This window comes from Desulfobacteraceae bacterium (assembly GCA_022340425.1).
GTDB lineage: Bacteria > Desulfobacterota > Desulfobacteria > Desulfobacterales > JAABRJ01 > JAABRJ01.
This window is the reverse complement of record JAJDNY010000166.1, coordinates 1-20478: the sequence shown is the minus strand read 5'-3', so window position 1 is coordinate 20478 and position 20478 is coordinate 1. Positions and strand designations below refer to the sequence as shown.

The following is a 20478-nucleotide window of genomic DNA, read 5'->3' as shown; positions in this document are numbered from 1 at the left end:
GGCGTCGACGAACCGCAGGGTGCCGTCGCTCAAAGAGAGGTCGCCCTCGGCATTCACCAGTCCCACGAAGAGGGAGGGGAAGTTGGCAAAGGATGCGATCTCATCCTGGAAGCCGGCGATACGCCTCTTGAAATCCGTCAGCGAGTCCAAAACGATGGCCCTGGCGGCGGGCAGATCGGCCTGGATTTTATCCCGCTTTTCGGCCGTTAGGCCGGCATTCACCCCCCCCGGCACGACCCAGGCAGGGTGGATGCGTTTGCCGGCGAAGGCTTCGATGATGCCCTGGCCCGTCCTGCGCAGGGCGATCCCGTTTTTGACCACCGCCGGGTTGGCGGCCGCCAGCCCCGGCAGGTTGCGTCGGGCCGGGTCGGCATCCATCCCCAGCAGCAGGTCCGGCGCCGAGAGGTAAAAGAAGCTCAGGGCGTGGGAGGCGATGAACGCCGCGCAGTTGAGCACGCGGCGGAGCTTTTGGGCCGTCTGCGGCACGCGCACCCCCAGGATGGCGTCGCAGGCCCTGGCCGAAGCCAGGGAATGGCTGACGGGGCAGATGCCGCAGATCCGCTCCACCAGCGCGGGCATCTCGTAGTAGGGCCGGCCCTCGCAGAACTTTTCAAACCCCCTGAACTGGGTGACGTGAAAGCGGGCGTCGTCGACCCGGCCCTGATTGTCCAGCTGGACGGTGATGGTGCCGTGGCCCTCGATGCGGGTGACCGGTTCGATTTCAATCCGCCGTCCCATGACAACCCCCTCCGTTTTCAAGCCCCGAAGCGCGAGCGCCCGGCCAGGTCGGGAACGCGGCCGGCCAGCAGCTCCCCCAGGGCAAAGCCGATGGCCGCGGCCGGTGGCGGGCAGCCCGGGACGAAAACGTCCACCGCCACCAGTTCATGCAGCGGCCGGACCGGCGCCAAAAGCCGCGGCACGTCCGTGCCGGGCACCTGCGCATGGGTGGTCGCATTTTCGATGTAGGCGCGCGCCAGCACCTCCTTTGGGCTGAAGCGGTTTCGCATGGCCGGTACGTTGCCGGTCACGGCGCAGTCCCCCAGGGCCACCAGAACGGCGGCGCGCTCGCGCAGCAGCAGGATTTTTTCCCGGTCAGCCGCGGTGCTCACCGCCCCTTCCACCAGGGCCACGTCGATTCCCGGCGGGATCTGCTTGGCGTCCACCAGCGGCCCATAAACCAGCTCGACCCGGTCCAGGATCGCGAGCACCTCCTCGTCCAGGTCCAGAAACGACATGTGGCAGCCGGAACAGCCGTCCAGCCAGGTGGTGGCCAGTCGGATTTTGCCCATCAGACCCTCCTATCCCCGCCGCCCCGGGTCGCCCCGCGGCCGCCGCCCCCGGCCCGCGAGGCCCGAGGTCGGCCGGCCGTGTCAGAACGTGCGCCGGCGCATGATCCGCAGGTAGGGCAGGAATTCCTTGTTTTTGACCATTTCTGCCACGGCCCGGCCCTTTTCGGTGAGCGCCCCGGTGGGGCAGACCTGGACGCATTTGCCGCACCCGGTGCAGCTCTCCGACTCCCCCCAGGGCTGGTTCAGGTCGGTGATCACGCGGCAGTCGATGCCGCGTCCCATCACGTCCCAGGTGTGGGCCCCCTCGATCTCCTCGCAGGCGCGCAGGCACCGCAGGCAGAGGATGCAGCGGTTGTGGTCCACCGAAAACCGGGGGTGGGAGGCGTCGATCGCTGCCGGCGGGTAGAGATAGTCGTAGCGCACGTGGGTCATCCCGAGGGTGTCGGCCAGATCCTGCAGCTCGCAGTGGCCGTTTGAAACGCAGACGGCGCAGACATGGTTGCGCTCGCTGAAAAAAAGCTCCAGCAGCTTGCGGCGGTAGGTCTGCAGGCGCTCGGAGCGCGTTGTCACCGCCATGCCCTCGCGCACGGCGGTGACGCAGGCCGGCAGCAGCCGGTTGGCGCCGGCCACCTCCACCAGGCACAGACGGCAGGCGCCCAGGGTCGAGAGGCCTTCCAGGTGGCACAGGGTGGGGATGTGGATGTCGTTTTCGCGGGCGACCGTGAGGATCGTGTCACCGCTGCGGGCGCCGACATCCTGGCCGTCGATCTTGAGAGTCAGGATGGGCGCCGGGCGGCTGCCTGTGGGGTGTGCCGCGTGCCGCGGGTCGAATGGTGGGTGGGCCATCACGGTGCTCCTTTCACTGACCGAGCTTGCAGGCGCCGGCCGGGCAGCGGCCTTCCTGGATGTGGGCCTCGTATTCGTCCCGAAAATAGCGCAGCGTGCTCACCACCGGGTTGGGGGCGGTCTGGCCGAGCCCGCAGAGGCTGGTGTTCTGGACCAGGTCGCAGAGGTCCTCGATTCTGGCCAGGTCCCCCGCCGTGCCGTGGCCCGCGGTGATCCGCTCCAGCAGCCGGTGGAGCTGGGTGGTCCCCACGCGGCAGGGGACGCAGGCGCCGCAGGACTCGGCGCAGCAGAAGCCCATGAAGAATTTGGCCACGTCCACCATGCAGGCGGTCTCGTCCATGATGATCATGCCCCCCGAGCCCATGATGGAACCGACCTCGACCAGGGAGTCGTAGTCGATGGGCAGGTCCAGGTGCTCTTCGGGAATGCACCCCCCGGAGGGCCCGCCGGTCTGGGCCGCCTTGAAGGTCCGGTCTTCCCGGATGCCGCCGCCGATGGCGTAGACGATGTCCCGCAGGGTGGTCCCCATCGGGACTTCGATCAGCCCGGTGTTCCTGACCCGCCCGGCCAGGGCGAAGACCTTGGTGCCCTTGCTCTTTTCGGTCCCGATGCCGGCAAACCAGCCGCTGCCGTTGCGCAGGATTGGGGGGATGTTGGCGAAGGTCTCGACGTTGTTGATGAGCGTCGGGGCGCCCCACAGGCCGTGCTCGGCGGGGTAGGGCGGGCGTGGCCGCGGGCGGCCCAGGCGCCCTTCGATGGAGGCGATGAGAGCGGTCTCCTCACCGCAGACAAAGGCCCCGGCACCCAGGCGGACCTTGATGTCGAAGCCGAAGGGGGTGTGAAAGAGGCTGCCGCCCAGCAGCCCGCTGCGCTCGGCCGCTGCTATGGCCGCTTTGACCCGCTTGACGGCCAGCGGGTATTCGGCCCGCAGGTAGATGAAGCCCCGGCTGGCGCCCACCGCCCAGCCGGCGATGACCATGCCCTCGATTACGCGGTGCGGGTCGCTCTCCAGGACGCTGCGGTCCATGAAGGCGCCGGGGTCGCCTTCGTCGGCGTTGCAGACCACGAATTTGGTGGCGCTTTCGGCCTTGGCGACGGTCGACCACTTGAGCCCGGTGGGGTACCCCGCCCCGCCGCGGCCGCGCAAGCCGCTGCGGGACACCTCGCGGGTGACCTCCTCCGGCGTCATGCGGGTCAGAGCGGTGTGCATCGCCTGATAGCCGTCGGCGGCGATGTAGTCCTCGATGGCGGTGGGGTCGATCCAGCCGCAGTTTTCCAGCACGATTTTTTGCTGGCGCTGGAAAAAGGGCGTCTCCCGGGGGCAGTGCAGGCGCGCCAGGGGGCTGCCGGGGAGCGCATCCACGATTTCCCCGACGTCGTCTGCGGCGACCCCGCGGTAGAGAATCCCCGCCGGCTCGACGGCCACCAGGGGCCCGCCGGCGCACAGGCCCAGGCACCCGACACCCTTCACCCGGCAGCTCTTTTCAAGGCCGCGGCGGGCGATTTCCTCCTCGAACGCCGCGACAATGTCGTCGCTGCGGCTGGACAGGCAGCCGGCGGCGATGCAGACGTTGATCCGGTGCCGGAAGCCGGTCTCCTTTTCCCGCTGGCGCTGCGCGATCTCGTTGATTTCGTCCAGCATCATGGCTCGGTCCACCCCCTTATTTTTTCAAGAACCGCCGGCAGCGTGAGGTTGCCCTGCACCGCGCCGTCGAAAACCGCCGCCGGCGCCAGGCCGCAGGCGCCCAGACAGCGGGCGGTGAGCAGCGAGACGTTGCCGTCGGCGGTGGTTTCGCCCGGGGCGATGGTCAGGGCGTCTCGGATGCCGTCTAAAATGGTGTTCGCGCCGCCGATAAAGCAGGCCGTTCCAAGGCAGACCACGCAGGTATGCCGGCCCGGGGGTTTCAGGGTGAAGACGTGATAGAAGGTCGCCACCGCGTAAACCCGGCTGAGGGGCACCCGCAGGGAACGGGCAACGAATCTAAGCGCCTGGGGCTCGAGGTAACCGAAGCTTTCCTGAACCGTGTGCAGGGTTTCGATCAGCGCCGTGGCGCTGAAGCCGTTCAGGCGCATGGTGCGGATCACCTTTTTCCAGCGGGGGTCTTCGTCAGGGGGGGAGGGTGGGGTCTGATACCCTGGGGCGCTAGCTGTGAGGGGGGCCATGGGCGGTTCCTCCTCCGGGTGCGCGCCGAAACGCATGCAGCGGGCGAGCGCAGGTGCCGCCAGGTGGGGGAAGACCGGCATGAATTCCCCCGCCTGGGGGGGCATTTAACAAATCTAAAATTAAATTACGCTTAAATGCCAAGTATTGTCAACGGCCGTTTGTTCGGCCCTGGAAATCGGGCCGGCCGAGTGTTCGGTAAGGTGCGTCAATGGTGGGGTTGATATAAAAAGTGCTTTACAGATGCCCACCGCTGTGACCATTAGAAAATCTATCGGGATCGGCCAACTGCATTCTCTAGAATACGGTTAGAGGAGGTTTACGAAATGTTGACGGACCACTTCGCCGGTTTGACCCCCCCCGCCCGCGGCCTGATCGTCGCCGGGGCGCTCGCCCTGGTGTTGTTCGTGGCGCGGATGGCCGCGCCGTTTCTCGCCCCCCTGCTGCTGGCGGTTTTCATCGCGATCGTCGCCACCCCGGCCTTGCACTGGATGCGGCGGCTCGGGATGCCCAAGTGGGCCGCCCTGGGCGTGATCACCTTCGTGCTGGTGGATATCGGCAGTCTGTTGGCGCTGCTGACCACCGGTGCGCTGGAGGGTTTCCGAGAGCGCCTGCCCACCTATCAGGAGCGCTTCCTGCTGCTCGGCGAACAATTCGGCCGCTGGATGGAGGCCCTGGGCGCCGAGGGCTCGCGCCAGGCCATTCCCGAGCTACTCGACCCGGGCAAAGTGGTCGTCGGCATACGTTTTCTGCTCTCCAACGCCGGCGGCTTCTTCGCCACCGGCCTCCTGGTCTTGCTCGCCGTGGTCTTCATCCTGCTGGAAGCGGGCACCGTGCCCGCCAAGCTGCGGGCCGCCTTTCATCTGACCGAGGCCGGCGACGAACGTCTCAAGCGGCTCGGGGACGTGATCAAACGCTACATGCTGATCAAGAGCCTGACCAGCCTGGCGACCGCGTTTTGCGTCTGGTTCTGGCTGTATGCCCTCGGCATCGACTTCGTCGTGCTCTGGAGCGTGCTGGCCTTCTTTCTGAACTTCGTGCCGGTGGTCGGCAACATCGTGATGATGATTCCGCCGGTCCTGATCGCGCTGGTGCAGACGGACCTGCAAACGACGCTGCTGGTCGCGGTCGGCTTCCTGGTGATCAACACCGGCATCGGCAGCGTCCTGGAGCCCCGGATCATGGGCAAGGGGCTCGGCATCTCTAGCCTGGTGGTGTTCGTGGCCCTGCTCTTCTGGGGCTGGCTGTTCGGCGTCGTCGGCATGTTCCTGGCCGTTCCGCTCACCATGGCGGTGATCATCGCCCTGGACGCGAGCCCCCACACCCGCCCCCTGGCCATTTTGCTGGGTCCGGCGATCCGGGAAACGGCCGCCCCCGTCGCGGCGCCGCCAGACGGGGCGGCTGTGGAAGCCTCCCCAGCGGATGGCTGAGACCCGCAAAAAGACCCGCGGGGGGCGGGGGGCACCGGCCGGCCGCGCGAAGCCAGACCGGCGCGGGCCCCCCGGAGGCATGCCGCCACTAAAGATTGAGCGCCGCCGCGGCCCCAAGGCCGCCCCCGGTTCCACCCCGAAGCAGGCCTGGAAGCCGGGCAATCTGCTGGCGCCCATTCCGGCGGTTCTGGTGAGCTGCGGCGGGTTGGATGGCTGGCAGGCCAATCTCATCACCATCGCCTGGACCGGCAGCGTCTGCAGCGACCCGGTGATGCTCTCCATCGCGGTCCGCCCCGAGCGCCATTCCCACAGGGTCATCCGGGCGACCGGCGAGTTCGTGGTCAACCTGCCATCGGCGCGCCAGGTGCAGACCGTCGACTGGTGCGGGATGGTCTCCGGGCGCAGTGTGGACAAGTTCTCTGCCACCGGCCTGACCGCGGATGCGGCCCTCAAGGTGCGCTGCCCCGTGGTGCGGGAGTGCCCGCTGAACATCGAGTGCCGGGTGCGTGAGGCGCTGGCCCTGGGGTCGCACACGCTTTTTCTCGCCGAGGTGCTCGCCGTGCAGGTGGACCCGGCGCTGCTGGACGGCAAGGGGCGCCTTTGCCTGGACCGCGCCGGGCTGCTGGCCTTCGGGCACGGGGAGTATTTCGCGCTGGGCCGCAGCCTGGGCCGGTTCGGGTTCTCGGTCCGCCGGCGCCGGCACAGGGTATAGACCGGGCCTTGGAGATACCGGCCCGGCAGCGGCCACCGATCGCTCCGGCCGCAGTGAAGCGCGGCGATCATGGCTCAGGCAGACCGGAGTGACTTTGAGTGCCATTTTCATGCAACGTAAATCAGATCTTCGGAGGAGGGCTTCCAACATGCTCAGAAAGAACGTTTTTTGTTGGGCCGGGGGAATGTTGACGGTGTGGCTGACCATCGCCGCCGCTGTGGCCGGGGCTCAAACGGTCGTCGTCGACAGCCAGACGTTGAAGCAACTTCAGGAGACCATCCAGCAGCAGCAGGAACTGCTCCAGCGGCAGTCCCAGGAACTCAAATCCCAGGCCGAGATGCTCAACGCCCTGCAGCAGCAGGTCAACGCCTTGAGCGATCAGACCACGGAGGCCAAGACCCAGGCCGCCCAAGCCCAATCGGCAGCTCAGCAGGCCGCGGCAACCGCCCAGCAGGCGGCGCCGACGGCGCCCGTCACGTCGGGCCAGGAGCGGGTCAAGCTGGCCATCTCCGGTCAGGTGAACCGCGCCGTCAACATGGTCGACGACGGCGACAACCTCAAAGCGTATTACGTCGACAACGACGTCAGCAATAGCCGCGCCCGCCTGGTCGGCACGGCCAAGCTGAACGATGACCTCACCCTGGGCTCGCGGCTCGAGTTTGCCTTCGCCCCGAACGAATCCTCCACCGTCACCCAGGGCAACGAGGGCGGCGACGAGAACTATGTCCAGGGGCGCTGGGCCGAGGTCTCCCTGGCCAGCAAGACCTACGGCAAGCTCTCCCTGGGCAAGGGCGACACGGCCTCCAACAACACCTCCCAGGTGGATCTTTCGCGCACCGACGTGGTCCTGTACTCGAGCGTCTCGGACATCGTCGCCGGGCTGCAGTTCCGCACCCGCGGCGGCAAGAATTTGACCGGCATCGAGGTCTCGGACGCCTTCAACGACCAGGACGGCCTGAGCCGCCAGTCCCGGCTGCGCTACGACACGCCGAGCTTCTATGGGTTCAGCCTGGCCGGCTCGGTGGTGAGCAATCAGCGCGCGGATGCGGCCCTCTTCTGGGGCGGGCAGGGGTATGGCTTCAAAGCGGCCGCTGCGGCGGCCGTCTCCGACCCCAACCAGGACAACACCGACCTGCGCTACAACGGCTCGTTCTCAATGCTGCACGAGGATACGGGCCTCAACCTGACCCTTTCCTCCGGCCTGCTGGACCGCGACGACCGCGACGACCCCCTCAACCTCTACGCCAAGCTCGGCTGGATCGCGGATCTCTGGGAACTGGGCACCACGGCTTTCGGGGTCGACTATACCCGCTCCTTCAACACCACGGCCGAAGACGACGAAGGCTATTCCATCGGTGCTGCGGTGGTGCAGCTGATCGAGCCGTTCGGCACCGAACTCTACCTGCAGTACCGTCTTTTTTCACTGGATCGCGACGCCGGGCCGGGCGTCGAGGACATCCATGCCGGCACCCTCGGCGCCAGGGTCAAGTTCTGATGGCGGCCTTCACAAAAACCGGCGGGGCCCGGCGCCGGCTGCTGGCGGGTGCCACGGCCTTGGCTCTCCTGGCGGGCTGCGCCGGGTTCCAGCCTTTCGAGCCGCGCAACCACCGCGAGGAGGGCCCGACCCAGGGCGTTTTTACCGGTGCTGCGGGCGCCATCGAGATCCAGGTGCCCGCAGCTGCCGCCCCCAGTCAGCCTGAAGGCCCGCCACCCGAAAGTCCGGACGCTCCCCGGCAGACGGAATGACCCACAGCCGGCGGTCATGGAGGCCCTCAAAGGGCTTGGTGATGGCGGCCTGAGGGGATTTTCCGCCGCCGGGTCACTCGTGTTCGTGATCGTGGGGTTCGGCCGCGTGCCCCGGGTGGTCGTGCTCGTGGCAGCGCTCGGGAGGGTGCTCATGGACCGCGTCGCCGCCGGGGTGCCGGTGGGCGAAGCGGTGCGGGTGCTCGTGGACATGCTCATGGGGATGGGCGTGCAGGGTTTCGCCGTGGCGGTGGGGGTGGGCGTGGCGGTGCCGGTGGGGGTGGCTGTGCTCGTGCTCGTGCTGCAGCTCCCGGATGGCGGTGCCGCAGTCCCGGCGGTAGATGAAGGCGAGGCCGTTGAGGTTGCCGAGGGCCTCGTCGCGCATGAATTCCCGGGTGGGGAGATCGCAGGCGATCCTGCCCTGGTGCATGACCAGGGTCCGGCGGGTCAACTCCCCCACGAAAAACATGTCGTGGCTGACCAGGAGCAGGGTTGCGTCAAGGCCGGCCAAGATGTCCAGCAACAGTTCCTCCCCCGCGGGGTCCAAGCCTGCGGTGGGCTCGTCCAGGATCAGAAGCTCGGGCGCCATGGCGAGCACGCAGGCCAGGGCCAGGCGTTTGCGTTCGCCGCCGGAAAGGTGCAGCGGGACCCGCGCCTCGAACCCCGAGAGGCGCACCCGGGCCAGGGCGGCGGCGGTCCGCTCGCGGGTCTCGGCCGCCGAACACCCCAGGCGCTTGAGGCCGAAGGCGACCTCCTCGGCAACGCTCGGGCAGAAGAGCTGGTCGGCGCAGTCCTGGAAGACCATGCCCACCCGGCGCCAGAGGGATTTGCGGCGCCCCGCGGTCACCGGCTCGCCGGCGAAGTGGAAGGCCCCCTCGCCCGGGCGCAGGCCCAGCAGGCAGGCGAGCAGGGTGGTCTTGCCGGCCCCGTTCTCGCCGACGATGGCCAGACGCTCCCCGCGATGGATATCGAGATCGACGCCCGCCAGGGCCCGGGTGCCGTCGGGATAACGGTAGCGATAATCCCCCAGGGAAACCAGGGGCGGGTCCGCGGGGTTTCCGGAGGGTTCGGCGGACGGCCGGCGGACCGGTTTGGCTTGGCCGGGATCCAAAGGCAGCGGCGCCTCCGCGGCCAGCCTGAATGAGAAGTCCAGTCCGTGCGCGCGCAGCGAGTCCCGCTGGGAGACGAGCTCCCGCAGGCTGTAGTCGTGGTGGATGCGGCCGCGCTCGATCACTACGGCCCGCTCGCAGAGCTCGTAGAGAAAGATCAGGTCGTGGCTGATGCAGATCAGGGTCCCCGCAAATTTCCGCAGCAGGTCGAGGAAGATCTCCTCCTGGCGGGGGTCGAGGTTGGTGGTGGGCTCGTCCAGGATCAAGACCTCGGGCCGCATGGCCAGCAGCCCGGCCAGGGCCGCGCGCTTTTTCTGGCCGAAGCTGAGGTTGTGGGGGGCCTTGTAGGCCAGCTGCGCCAACCCGACCCGTTCTAGTGCCAGGCGCGCGGCCGCCTCCGCAGGGGTTCGCGCCAACCCCTGGTTGCGGGGCCCGAAGGCCGCGTCGTCGATCAGGGTGTGGCCGAATAGCTGGTCGTCGGGGTCCTGAAAGAGCAGGCCGATCTCCAGCCGGGCCCGGTCGAGATGTTCCCCGTCGAGCGGCCGCCCGCGGTAGAAGACCTCCCCGGCCGAAGGTGTCAGAAGTCCGCAGAGCTGCTTGACCAGGGTCGTCTTGCCGGAGCCGTTGTGGCCCACCAGGGCCATCCGGTCCCCCGGATATACGTCGAGATCGATGCCCGTCAGGGCCGGGGTGCCGTCGGCGTAACGGTAGGCGAGGCCCCGCAGGCTGAAGAGGGTCTGCTCGGGCGCCGGCCGCTGCAGCTCCGGTAATGGGTCATGGGTCATGGCGAGGCCTCATCCGCCCAGCCGGTCATAGGCCACCAGAACCGCACCGATCGCCAGCCAGGCGAATGCCAGCGCGAGATCGGCCTTTTGCATCCGCAGCTCGGCCGGGGCCGGGAAGCGCCCCCGGTAGCCCCGGGCGCGCATGGCGTCGAAGACCCGTTCGGTCCGCTCGAAGCTTCGCACGAAAAGCATCCCCAGAAAATTGGCCACAGCCCGCAGGGTCTCCAGGTCGGTCCGTTTGCGGAAGCCGCGTACCCGCATGCCGGCGGCCATGCGCTCGGCCTCGTGGCGGAAGACGTGCAGGTAGCGGTGGCTGAGCAGCACCATCTGGCCGACCATGTCCGGCGCCCCCAGCTTCGTCAGCCCGTGGAGGGTGACCGGCAGGGGGGCCGTTGTCAGCAGCGGCTCCATCAAAAGCGCGATGGCCACGGCCTTGGCGACGATGGCGAGGGCCTTGGCGAGGCCGCGCAGGTTGAAGCCGATCCAGTCCACTCCGCCGACCACCAGGACCGTGTCGCCGGGGCGGGCCGGGGCGGTCAGGGGCATGACCACCAGCAGCATGGCCACAAATCCGCTGATGGCCAGAAGGCGCATCAATACACGCTCCCAGGATGCGCGCGCCAGCACCAGGGCCAGCAGCGAGACCGCCACGGCGGCCAGGGCCGGGGCCACACGGCCGAGGGACGCCACGATAAAGCTGTACACGATCAGGGTCAGGAGCTTGCAGCGGATGTCCCAGCGGTGGAAGAGGGTTGCGCCCCCAGCGTCGGCCAGGGGGGGGACCGACCAGTCCGGGTCCTCGGTCTGGGCCCCGCGCGGGCGCACCAGACGGCGCAGGCCGGCGGCCGCCGCCGCCAGGATGGCCAACGGAGCCAGCAGCAGTGCGGTAAACTGCCAGGCGGCCAGGACGACCTCCGTCACTTCAGGCATGAACCGCTTTCCGGGTCTCGACGAAAGCCGGCTCCAACAGCGCCGGTTTGACCCTGGCCAGGAAGCCGATGGTAAAGGCGCTGACCAGCCCCTCGATGACCACCACCGGCACGTGGGCCGCCAGGGCGATCTTGGCCACCCCGAAAAAGTCCTCGCCGCCGGTGGCCAGGAGCAGGGCCAGGACCAGGGCGGCCAGGGCGGTCCCCAAAGCGCCGGCAAGCCCGCCGATGATCGACTGCCGCCGCCGGCTGCGGCCCTTGAACCGCTGGAAGAAAACCCCGCAGAGCAGGGCGGGCACCCCCATCATCAGGGTGTTGGCACCCAGGGCGGTCAGCCCGCCGAACTGAAAGAGCATGCTTTGCAAGAGCAGGCCGAGACCGATGGCAAGGAAGGCCGACGGCCCGAGCAGGGCGCCGGCCAGGCCCGGGATGAGCAGGTGGACGCTGGTGGGCCCGAAGGGGACGTGAATCAGGGAGGCCACGAAGAAGGCCGCCGTCACCACCGCCACCTTGGGCAGCTCTTCGCTGCGGGTGCGGCGGGCGCTCCAGGCGGCCAGGGCGGCGCTGGCGGCATAGCCGCCGACTGTCACGGAAATCGGGAGAACCCCATCGGAGATGTGCATGGTCAGTTTCCGCCGCTGTCTTGGGGGCCGTTCGGGCTGCGGTCCCGGCGCCGGCTGGCCACAAAGGCGGCGGTCCCGAAGAGGCCGAAGATGTAGCCGATGCCGCCGAGAATCTCCTGGAGGCCCGGCTTGCCGAGATCGGCCCGCAGGGCGGCGATTTCCCGCTGGATGCGCCGCAGCTCGCGCGCCAGGCTGCTGTTCTGCTCGGCCAGGAGCGCGGCCAACTGCGCCGGGTCCTGCTCGTCAGGGGTTTCTCCTAAAGCCGGTCCGGCCGCAAACACCAGACAGGCAGAGACCAGCACCGCGGCGAGGAATTTCCTGCCGCGGGAAGGCGCAGCCTTGCACCCGGTCATTTGCCGGCCTCCACCTCGGCTTTTTTAAGCGTGAAGCTGGCCTTGTGTCCCATGCTGGCGTCCAGGACGATGTTCAGGTCATCGACCTTGGGAATGGGGAAGCTGAACAGGCCCTCCGGGTCCGTCCGTCCCTCCAGCAGCAGGGCCTCGCCGCTGTCATAGACCATCACCTTGCCGTCGGCAACCGGCCGTCCGTCCGGAAAATAGCTCTCGGTATGGACCGTGCCCGCCTCGGCATAGGCGAAGAGATTGACCTTGTGGGCCGATGCGGTGCCGCCCAGCAGGAGCGACACCAGGATGCAAACGGCCAGCGTTTTCGGAATTTTCATCGCGCAGTCCTCATTCCAAAAGATCATTTCATATCCCGGGTGTGCACCCAGTAGACCGCGCCGATCTCGACGTTCTTCTTTTGTCCCTCGTGGTCGATGGTCCAATCGGCTTCGCTCAGGGCTGAAAACCCCCACCAGCCGGCCCGGGGCATGGCGTAGCTGAAGACCCCGTTGGCATCGGCCTTGACCACCTGGGTCACGTAAGGGTCCGCCGGCGGCACTACCACCCCGGTGTTGCCGGGGGAGGCATTGAGATACTCGATCTCCACCTCGGCAAAGGGGGCGGGTTTGCCCTTGAGGAGCACCTGACCGGTGAAGAGGTTGTTAGTCCACAGGCCGTAGGGGCGGGTCATGGGAACGATCTCGGTCTCCAGTCCGACCGGCTGGTCCCAGCCTTCCTCAAGACCCAGGGCGTTAACGCAGACCTTGGTGTAGTGGACGATGTAAAGGTCCTCGGCTGGCTCCCAGTAGGGGGTCGGCTCGACAAAGAAGGTATAATCCCCCGGCCGTTTGATCGGGAAGTCGGCGGTCCAGAAAGTGAATTTCTCGGCCTGGTCGGGGCCGTTTCCCTTGGCCTCTTTCAAGCTGGCCAGAAGATCGGTCTTCTGCTCGGCGTGCATCACGGCGAACTGCTTTGGCTTGACCATTTCCATGAAGTGCTGCTCAAGTGGATGGATGAACTTGACCTCGATGGTCACCGTCTTGGGGTCATCCTGGGTAACGATGGCGCTGGAGGGGATCAGGGCGCCGAAATGGGCCAGAACCGGAGCGGCCGTGAGCATCAACAGGGCCGCCGCAACGACTGCAACCAACGATTGACTCTTCTGCATCTGACTCTCCTTTGTCAAAATGGTTTACAAGCGGCATCCGGTTGCGGCGGTCAAAAAAAGCCATGAAGAATGGCCGCCCTTCGCGCTGCCGCTTGGGGGATGGTCGCCTTCATGGCTCTTGGTTGGTATATGAAATATTAGGTCGGTCGGTGCAAAACGGAATTCGGTCCGTCGGTTAGGCCACCCTATTAACCTTTCGGGTGTTGGCTGTCAATCGTTTTGTTGCGGCGCTGGCTAACGGTTTCGTCCGGGGCCCAGGTGACGACCGGCGCTCAAGCACCGGCCGTCACGCTGCGGGGCTTTCTCAAGTTACCGGACCCGAACCTCTGGAGTCAGGTTCAGTGGGTGTGATCGTGCTTTTCGGCCTCGTGTCCGGGATGGTCGTGGTCATGGTCCCCATGATCACCGGTGTGGTCATGGTCGTGCACGTGGGGTGCGTTACTGTGGGTGTGGGGGTGCATGTGCTCATGAACATGCTCGTGGGCATGGGTATGGGAATGCTCGTGGCTGTGGGTCTTGCCCTCGTGGGAATGCTCATGGCTGTGAGTGTGGGTGTGTTCATGACCATGCAGATGCTTGTGCTCGTGTTTGCCTTCCATGGTGATCCTCCTTTTGCGGTTCCTAATCCGTTAGGACAATGGGGGCCTTCGTGACCCGGTTTTAAAAAATCATAAGCGCCTCTGGTCTCGTGTCAAGTGGGCATCGAAAGTGTTGGGAGAGCCGGCGAAGAAGCGGCCAAAAAAAACTTGCAAAACCCGTAAAAATATTTCAGAATTTTTTTATTTTTGCCGCTGAAGTTTTTCCATCGCCCAGATCTTGCCGTCGCTTGGATCTCATCTGAAGTTGGGTCATGGCGTTTTCTTTCATCTGTACCCAACCGGTAATTTCTTTTTTCGCCGAGAACACCAGAAAACCGCCCGGGTTCGGCCTTCACTGAAGGCCCAGTTCGCCAGTCGATCGACCCCATCCAAAAGGAGGCATCGCAATGACGACACGCCCATCGCGTCCCATCCAAAGCCTTCTGTTGCTGATCGTTTTCACCGTTGCCGGGTGCGCCACCAAAAATCCCTACCATACCCTCGCGTGGAAGCTCGAAAACTGCGCTGAACCGTCGGGGTCAGAATGTGGTTTGAGTTACTTTCAGGAGCACCCCGACTACGATTTGGCCTTCGCCGAGTTCACCGAGCGGGGCAATGCCTTCAACAACCAGTGGGTTGAGGATGTCCTTGACAGAATCCGCGCGCGCGACCGTGAAGGGGGCGTGGTGGTGGTTACCTTCGTTCATGGCTGGAAGCACAACGCCGCTGAAACCGACCCCAACCTCATCGATTTCAAAAAAGCGCTGACCGTCATTGGAAAGGGGGCCTCAACCCTGGGAAACAGGCGTTTGGTCGGGGTCTACATCGGGTGGCGGGGGGCGAGCCTCAATCTGCCGATAGTCGAGAACCTCACCTTTTGGGATCGCAAGAGCGTCGCCGAGGAGGTGGGCACCGGAGGGGTTACCAAGCTGCTGCTGGAATTGGATCAAATCGATCAAAAGCGGCCGCAAAACGTGCTGGTGGTGGTCGGCCACAGTTTCGGCGGTGCGATCGTCGCCAGCGCCGTGTCGGAGATATTGACCGAGCGGGCCATCGGCCGGGATCCCCGGGGCCACGCGAGGGTGCCCATCGGGGATGCCGTAATTCTGCTCAACCCGGCCATCGAGGCCAACCGGGTGCTCAACCTGGTGGAAGCGGCGCTATCGGAAAGCTACAAGGCAAACCAGAACCCGATGCTGATTTCCATCAGCACCGATGCCGATTGGGCCACCCACAACAGCTTTCCCATGGGCCAGTCCCTCGACTTGCTGCTCACCTGGCACCAGCTTGACCTGGAGCGCACCTACTACACGGATCGCCTGAGTGGGGAACATCTGGTTCTCAAGGAAGAGCACCTGGACACCACGACGGTGGGCAACTTCGCCCCCTACCTGACCCACCGCCTGACCCGCAGCGACGTGGACGGTCAACCGAGCCTGAACCTTCAAACCTGCGGCCAGGCGCCCGATGGGTGTGTTCCCAGGGGCCGTACGACCCTTTCAGGCCACCCGACTTTCGGCCCGCTGCCCGACCATTACCCGCTTTATTTCATCAAGACCGATGCGTCCATCATGACGGGCCACAACGATATCTTCAACCCTGTCGTCAGGGCCTTTATCCTGACCCTCATCGACGACATCGTCCGTCGGGCGCCACTCCCGGTTGACGCTGTTTTGCCCGAGAAACCCGAGCTGGCGCCAGGAACGGTGCTTTCAAACCCTGAAAAACTCAATGACCGTTTTCAGAAATTCTTTTCACTCAAACCGGATCAGGAGTAAATCGCAAGGTGCACCAGCGCCGCCGCCGGCACGGGCCGGACGCCGTCAACAAACCCATTGCAGGACCGACTTGAGGCCCGGGAAAACGCTCATGCTCGATATCACGGCCACATACACCGACCAGTACGAAATCGCCATGGGGCAGGGCTATTTTCTGGCCGGCCGCCAGGCGGAGTACGCGGTTTTCGACTATTTTTTCCGCAAAAACCCGTTCGGAGGCGGCTATACGGTTTTCGCCGGGTTGCCGGATTTGCTGGCGGTACTGGAGAATTTGCGCTTCGACCGGAAGGACCTGGACTTTCTGCGGGCCCAGGAATTCCACCCCGACTATCTGGCGTATCTGAAAGATTTCCGTTTCAGGGGGACACTCTACGCGCCCCCCGAGGGCGATCTGGCCTTTCCGACGCGCCCGATGCTGAGAGTCGAGGGACTGCTGATCGAGACCCAGATCATCGAGACCCTGCTGCTCAACATCCTCAATTTTCAATCGCTGATCGCCACCAAGGCCAGTCGCATCCGTCATGTGGCCAAGGACGGCGTGCTGATCGATTTCGGACTGCGCCGTGCCCAGGGCCTGGGCGGCTACCACGCCAGCCGCGCGGCGGTGGTCGGCGGGTTCGACGCCACCAGCAACGCCCGCGCGGCCCGGGATTTCAACCTGCAGCCCTCCGGCACCATGGCCCATTCCTATGTGCAGAGCCACGAAAGCGAGCTGGCGGCCTTTCGCAGCTTCGCCGCCGCGCGCCCCAATGACTGCGTGCTGCTGGTGGACACTTACGACACCCTGCAAAGCGGCGTGCCCAATGCCATCACCGTGGCCCGGGAGATGGAAAAAAAAGGACAGCGCCTTAAAGCCATCCGCTTGGACAGCGGGGACCTGGCCTATCTGGCAAAACGGAGCCGCGCCATGCTGGACGCCGCGGGTCTGCAGGTGGTCAAAATCGCGGCCTCCAACCAACTCGATGAGTACGTCATCCGAAGCCTGATGTCACAGGGGGCGCCCATCGACGTCTTCGGCGTCGGCACCAACCTGGTCATCGGCCGGCCCGATGCGGCGCTTGATGGGGTTTACAAGATGGCCGCGGTCGGTGACCGGCCGGTGATCAAACTTTCGGAGAACGTCTCCAAGATCACCCTGCCGGCCAAAAAGCAGGTCTGGCGTGTGATTGACCGTGACGGGCTGTTTCTGGGGGCGGATGTCGTCGGGCTTCTGGATGAAGGCGAGATTCCCCGGATGCACCATCCCTTTGTTCCCCATCAATCCTTCGCCATTGCGGGATATGAGACCGAGCCGCTGCTGCAGATGGTGATGGATCGGGGCCGGATCGTCCGCGATCCGCCCTCCCTCTCCCAGACGGCCCGCTACTGCCGGGAGCGGCTGGACCGGCTGCCCGCGGAATACAAACGCTTCGAAAACCCCCACATCTACAAAGTCGGTCTCAGCGGCGAGCTCAAGGCCCTCAGGGATCGCTTGATCGCGCAGCACAGAAAGTGAGAAAATCCCAGGAAATGGCGATCGAACGCCTGGTCAGCGAGGCCGTCGCGCCGCTGACCGCGACGGCCGACACCGCCGCCATGGCCGTCGGGGCCTCCGGCCTGCCGCGCCAGTTTCGCTGGCGGGGCCGGACCGTCACCGTGGCGGCCGTGCTGCGCACCTGGCGTCAAACCGGCCCATGCCGCCACGGCAGCCCCGAGCGCTACGTCCGGAGGCACTGGTACGAGGTGGCCACGGTTTCGGACGGCATCATGAAGCTCTACTTCCAAAGACAGCCGCGCGGCCGGCGGAAAGGCGCGCGCTGGTGGCTGTTCAGCATCCGCGGGGGGCAGACCGGCACGGCGCCAAACCAAGGGCCTGCAGGAGGCCCGTCCCGATGAAGCTATCCCTGGCGGCCAACTACGACAGCGCCCTGATTGCGGAGCTGAAAGCCTATCCGGTGGAAGAGGTCTTCGGCAAGCTTCCCAGCGACTTCGCGGGCGGCGGCAGGCCGAGCTATATGGGGGGATCGCTCTCGCCACGCGATCTGGCGCGCTACGTCGCGCTGCTGGCCGAAAGCGGGATCGCCTTCAACTACCTGCTCAATGCCTCGTGCATGGGCAATCGTGAATGGGGACGGGGTTTCCAGAAAAAATTGACGGAACTGCTGGAAAGCCTCGGGCAGATGGGGGTGAAGCGGCTGACCGTGTCCACGCCATTTCTGCTGGAGGCGATCAAGGCGCGCTTCCCGGAGTTTTACGTCAAGGTGGGGATCTACGCCCAGGTGGATACCCCTCGGCGGGCGCGGTTTTGGGAGGACCTGGGGGCCGACGCGATCACCCTCGAGAGTTTTTCGATCAACCGCGATTTCCGCCGTCTGACCGCTATCCGGGAGGCCGTGGGCTGCGAGCTGCAGCTCATTGCCAACCACCCCTGTCTTCCCAACTGCCCGATGCAGGCCTACCACCAGAACGGCTTTGCCCACGGGTCGGACCGCTCGCGGCGGCTCTTCATCGACTACTGTTTCCTGCGCTGCACGCGCCAGAGGCTCGAAGACCCCTCCCTGTTCATCAAGGCGGCCTGGATCCGGCCGGAGGATATCGCGGCCTACGAGGCGTTGGGGATTGGGACCTTCAAGCTGCTGGAGCGCAACATCCCCTCCGGGGAGCTTCTCAAGCGGGTGAAGGCTTACAGCCGGCGCAGTTTTCAGGGCAATCTGGCCGAGATCCTGCTGCCTTACGGGTTCAAGGAGACACCGCGGCGGGGGGTTTTCTGGGCCGCTCGTCATTTTCTGAGGCCGCTGCAGATCAATCCGCTCAAAATCAAAGAGTTGCACCGTTTGGTGCAAAGCCAGGGGATGCTCTTCCCCCTTGGCCAAAGCCCGATTCGGATCGATGCGGCGCGGATCCCGGCGGATTTTATCGCGGGCTTCAGGGACCGCGACTGCGCCGTACGCGAATGCAACCGCTGCCGCTACTGCGAAGAAATCGCGCAGCGGGCCGTTGTTGTGGATGAAGACTTCAGGCGGCGGGCTCTAGTGCAGTTCGACCGGATTGAAACCGCGATGCTAAACGGGAGCTTGTGGGGTGTTAAAAGAGCGTGCAGCTGAAGCGGAGTGGATGGACGGGGCGGGCTTTGACCGCGAGCTGGCCGAAGAGAGCTTTCGTTTCATCGCGCTGGTGAACCGCTGGTTCGGCGGCGTTCGCGCGGTGCGGCGCTTCATTGCCCAGGAGGCGGCGCGCAGTCCGCGCGGCGAGCGCCTGCGGGTTCTGGACCTGGGCTCGGGGGGCTGCGACATCCCCATCGCCGCAAGCGCCTGGGCGCGGGACCGCGGGATAGTGGTCCACTTCACCTGCATTGAAAATGGCACCCACGCCGCGGCCATCGCGCGGCGCAACCTGCGCGCCAATTCCGATTTGCCGATCACCCTGGTCCGCGGCGATATTTTCTCCCACCGGCCTGCGGCGCCTTACGACTGCGCGGTGGGCTCGATGTTTTTCCACCATTTTGCGGAGCATGAGATCATAACCCTCATCCACCGGTTGCGCGCCTTCGTTCGGCGCAGTCTCCTGATCAACGACCTCCGGCGCTCTCTTGCCCACTATGCCGCCTGCCGGCTGCTGCTGCCGGCTTTTCCCGCCCGGGTCGGGCATGACGCGCTGATTTCGATCCGCAAGGGGTTTCGGGAGGCGGAGCTTGAGAACTTGCTGACGGGGATAGAGGATGCCGCCGTGAGCGTGAGCCGTGCGCCGCTTTTTCGCGTTCGGGCGGTGGTCCGCTTCCCCGGGGCAGTCTCATGAGGATTCTCATCCAGGCGCTGGCCACCGCCAGTCCGCCGCTATATGTCACCCAGCGGGAAGCCTTCGCTTTCTTTGACGCGCATCTCGCCCTGGCGCCCGAGGAGCGTGAACTCTTCCGGCGCATCCTGCTTGACGGCCCCGTTCGGGGGCGCTATATCGGCATGGACCGTCCGGAGGAGGCCCTGGAAACCGATCCGGACCGGCTGGTGGCGCGTTTCGGCAAATTCGGGCGGCTGATGGCCGTCGTCGCCGCCCGCGCGGCCATGGCCCAAGCGGGCTGCGCCCCCGCCGATATCGGCGGGGTGGTGGTCAACACCTGCACCGGATACCTCTGCCCCGGCCTGTCGTCCTACGTTGCCGAGGACCTCGGGCTCGATCCCGGGGTCAAAGTCATGGACCTGATGGGCATGGGCTGCGGCGCCGCGCTTCCCAATCTCGAATGCGCGGCGGGAATCGTGGCCCGGGGCGCCGCCAAACCCATTCTGAGCATCGCCGTCGAAGTCTGTTCGGCCACGATTTTCCTCGGCGCCGAGCCCGATCTGATCGTCAGCAACTGCATTTTCGGTGACGGGGCCTCGGCGGCTCTTGTAAGCGGCGACGGCCATGATGGCGACGCCCGGCCCGCAGGTGACGGGCTGGTCCAGATCCTGGACTTCGAGTCCGGGATCTTCCCCGCCCATCGCGAGCAGCTCCGCTACCGGACCGAGCAGGGGCGGCTGCGCAACGTGCTCAGCCCCCGGGTCCCGGTCCTGGGGGCCATGACCATCATGCACGTGGTCGAGCGGCTGCTGACGCGAAACGGCCTCTCGCCGGACCGGATCGCCTGGTGGGCGGTACACGCCGGCGGGACGGCGGTGCTCAAGCAGGTGGGCAAAAAGCTGGGCCTGAATGATGAGGCCCTGCGCTTTTCCCATGAGGTATTTCGCGATTACGGCAACATGTCTTCGCCGACCGTGATGTTCGTTTTGAAAAAGATCATCGACCAGGGGCGCCCCAAACCCGGCGAGCCGGGCCTGCTGCTCTCCTTCGGGGCCGGCTTTGCGGCCTTCGGTGCCCTGGTCGTTTTTTGACGGTTCCGCAAAAAGCCCAAATTACGCGTTGCGCTGCATCTCGAAGTCGCTGCGGCGCACCTGAGTACGCCTCACGCCGCTGAGATTTGTACGCCGAAGCTTGAACCTCTAAGGAAATGGGGGGATCGGCGCCGCGGGG

General features: G+C 65.7%; 23 protein-coding genes. 11 read left to right on the top strand and 12 right to left on the bottom strand.

The annotated features are described in order from the left end of the window. From LJE63_14865 to hoxE, 5 genes are all read right to left on the bottom strand, one after another. A partial coding sequence (locus LJE63_14865; protein MCG6907888.1) for a nickel-dependent hydrogenase large subunit occupies positions 1-738 on the bottom strand: 738 nt, incomplete at its 3' end. Positions 739-755: 17 nt separating this feature from the next. Continuing rightward, complete coding sequence (locus tag LJE63_14860; GenBank protein ID MCG6907887.1) at positions 756-1289, bottom strand: NADP oxidoreductase; 534 nt, start codon at positions 1287-1289, stop codon at positions 756-758. An 81-nt stretch (positions 1290-1370) separates the two neighbouring features. Then, positions 1371-2135: a bidirectional hydrogenase complex protein HoxU gene (hoxU, locus tag LJE63_14855; protein ID MCG6907886.1), complete on the bottom strand. Its 765-nt coding sequence runs from the start codon at positions 2133-2135 to the stop codon at positions 1371-1373. Between the two features lie 13 nt (positions 2136-2148). Further along, positions 2149-3780 (bottom strand): SLBB domain-containing protein, encoded by a 1632-nt coding sequence (locus LJE63_14850; GenBank protein MCG6907885.1) that lies wholly within the window; start codon positions 3778-3780, stop codon positions 2149-2151. Then, entirely contained in the window at positions 3777-4298 is a 522-nt protein-coding gene (gene hoxE / locus LJE63_14845) for a bidirectional hydrogenase complex protein HoxE (protein ID MCG6907884.1), read from the bottom strand. Before hoxE ends, LJE63_14850 begins: the two co-directional genes overlap by 4 nt. A gap of 324 nt (positions 4299-4622) precedes the next feature. Here hoxE and LJE63_14840 point away from each other — a divergent pair, with 324 nt between their 5' ends. The 4 genes from LJE63_14840 (at position 4623) to LJE63_14825 (ending at position 8184) form a co-directional block, all read left to right on the top strand. Continuing rightward, positions 4623-5726: an AI-2E family transporter gene (locus LJE63_14840; protein ID MCG6907883.1), complete on the top strand. Its 1104-nt coding sequence runs from the start codon at positions 4623-4625 to the stop codon at positions 5724-5726. A 79-nt stretch (positions 5727-5805) separates the two neighbouring features. After that, the gene (locus LJE63_14835) at positions 5806-6438 is read left to right on the top strand and encodes a flavin reductase family protein (GenBank protein ID MCG6907882.1); all 633 of its coding nucleotides are present in this window, start codon (positions 5806-5808) and stop codon (positions 6436-6438) included. A 148-nt stretch (positions 6439-6586) separates the two neighbouring features. Then, complete coding sequence (locus tag LJE63_14830) at positions 6587-7933, top strand: hypothetical protein (protein ID MCG6907881.1); 1347 nt, start codon at positions 6587-6589, stop codon at positions 7931-7933. Then, positions 7933-8184 carry a hypothetical protein gene (locus LJE63_14825; GenBank protein MCG6907880.1) on the top strand — a complete coding sequence of 84 codons (252 nt, stop codon included), beginning with the start codon at positions 7933-7935 and terminating at the stop codon, positions 8182-8184. The genes LJE63_14830 and LJE63_14825 overlap by 1 nt, the downstream gene beginning before the upstream one ends. A 73-nt stretch (positions 8185-8257) precedes the next feature. On the opposite strand, the gene LJE63_14820 is transcribed toward LJE63_14825, so the two are convergent. From LJE63_14820 to LJE63_14795, 6 genes are read right to left on the bottom strand one after another with little or no spacing between them, the layout of a single operon-like run. Continuing rightward, positions 8258-10075, bottom strand: coding sequence for an ATP-binding cassette domain-containing protein (locus tag LJE63_14820; GenBank protein ID MCG6907879.1), 1818 nt, complete (start codon positions 10073-10075; stop codon positions 8258-8260). A 9-nt stretch (positions 10076-10084) separates the two neighbouring features. Beyond that, on the bottom strand, positions 10085-11005 hold the full coding sequence (gene cbiQ / locus LJE63_14815; GenBank protein MCG6907878.1) for a cobalt ECF transporter T component CbiQ: 921 nt from the start codon (positions 11003-11005) through the stop codon (positions 10085-10087). Next, the gene (gene cbiM / locus LJE63_14810; GenBank protein ID MCG6907877.1) at positions 10998-11627 is read right to left on the bottom strand and encodes a cobalt transporter CbiM; all 630 of its coding nucleotides are present in this window, start codon (positions 11625-11627) and stop codon (positions 10998-11000) included. Before cbiM ends, cbiQ begins: the two co-directional genes overlap by 8 nt. A 2-nt stretch (positions 11628-11629) precedes the next feature. Further along, positions 11630-11980: a hypothetical protein gene (locus LJE63_14805; GenBank protein MCG6907876.1), complete on the bottom strand. Its 351-nt coding sequence runs from the start codon at positions 11978-11980 to the stop codon at positions 11630-11632. Continuing rightward, entirely contained in the window at positions 11977-12309 is a 333-nt protein-coding gene (locus tag LJE63_14800; protein MCG6907875.1) for a carboxypeptidase-like regulatory domain-containing protein, read from the bottom strand. Before LJE63_14800 ends, LJE63_14805 begins: the two co-directional genes overlap by 4 nt. A 23-nt stretch (positions 12310-12332) precedes the next feature. Next, the gene (locus LJE63_14795; GenBank protein MCG6907874.1) at positions 12333-13139 is read right to left on the bottom strand and encodes a DUF4198 domain-containing protein; all 807 of its coding nucleotides are present in this window, start codon (positions 13137-13139) and stop codon (positions 12333-12335) included. A gap of 341 nt (positions 13140-13480) precedes the next feature. Here LJE63_14795 and LJE63_14790 point away from each other — a divergent pair, with 341 nt between their 5' ends. Beyond that, complete coding sequence (locus LJE63_14790) at positions 13481-13792, top strand: hypothetical protein (protein ID MCG6907873.1); 312 nt, start codon at positions 13481-13483, stop codon at positions 13790-13792. Between the two features lie 38 nt (positions 13793-13830). Here the strand turns inward: LJE63_14790 and LJE63_14785 are convergent, their stop codons facing one another. Next, positions 13831-14214 carry a hypothetical protein gene (locus LJE63_14785; protein MCG6907872.1) on the bottom strand — a complete coding sequence of 128 codons (384 nt, stop codon included), beginning with the start codon at positions 14212-14214 and terminating at the stop codon, positions 13831-13833. A 54-nt stretch (positions 14215-14268) separates the two neighbouring features. On the opposite strand from LJE63_14785, the gene LJE63_14780 reads away from it, so the two are divergent. The 6 genes from LJE63_14780 to LJE63_14755 all read left to right on the top strand — a co-directional run bounded on the left by LJE63_14780 (position 14269) and on the right by LJE63_14755 (position 20339). Next, entirely contained in the window at positions 14269-15495 is a 1227-nt protein-coding gene (locus LJE63_14780) for a hypothetical protein (GenBank protein ID MCG6907871.1), read from the top strand. 91 nt (positions 15496-15586) lie between these two features. After that, positions 15587-16990 carry a nicotinate phosphoribosyltransferase gene (locus LJE63_14775; GenBank protein ID MCG6907870.1) on the top strand — a complete coding sequence of 468 codons (1404 nt, stop codon included), beginning with the start codon at positions 15587-15589 and terminating at the stop codon, positions 16988-16990. 14 nt (positions 16991-17004) lie between these two features. Beyond that, on the top strand, positions 17005-17370 hold the full coding sequence (locus LJE63_14770; protein ID MCG6907869.1) for a DUF6504 family protein: 366 nt from the start codon (positions 17005-17007) through the stop codon (positions 17368-17370). Then, on the top strand, positions 17367-18578 hold the full coding sequence (locus tag LJE63_14765) for a U32 family peptidase (protein MCG6907868.1): 1212 nt from the start codon (positions 17367-17369) through the stop codon (positions 18576-18578). The genes LJE63_14770 and LJE63_14765 overlap by 4 nt, the downstream gene beginning before the upstream one ends. Further along, positions 18556-19269 carry a methyltransferase type 12 gene (locus LJE63_14760; GenBank protein ID MCG6907867.1) on the top strand — a complete coding sequence of 238 codons (714 nt, stop codon included), beginning with the start codon at positions 18556-18558 and terminating at the stop codon, positions 19267-19269. Before LJE63_14765 ends, LJE63_14760 begins: the two co-directional genes overlap by 23 nt. Next, positions 19266-20339 carry a 3-oxoacyl-ACP synthase gene (locus LJE63_14755; protein MCG6907866.1) on the top strand — a complete coding sequence of 358 codons (1074 nt, stop codon included), beginning with the start codon at positions 19266-19268 and terminating at the stop codon, positions 20337-20339. The genes LJE63_14760 and LJE63_14755 overlap by 4 nt, the downstream gene beginning before the upstream one ends. The last annotated feature ends 139 nt before the right edge of the window (positions 20340-20478 follow it).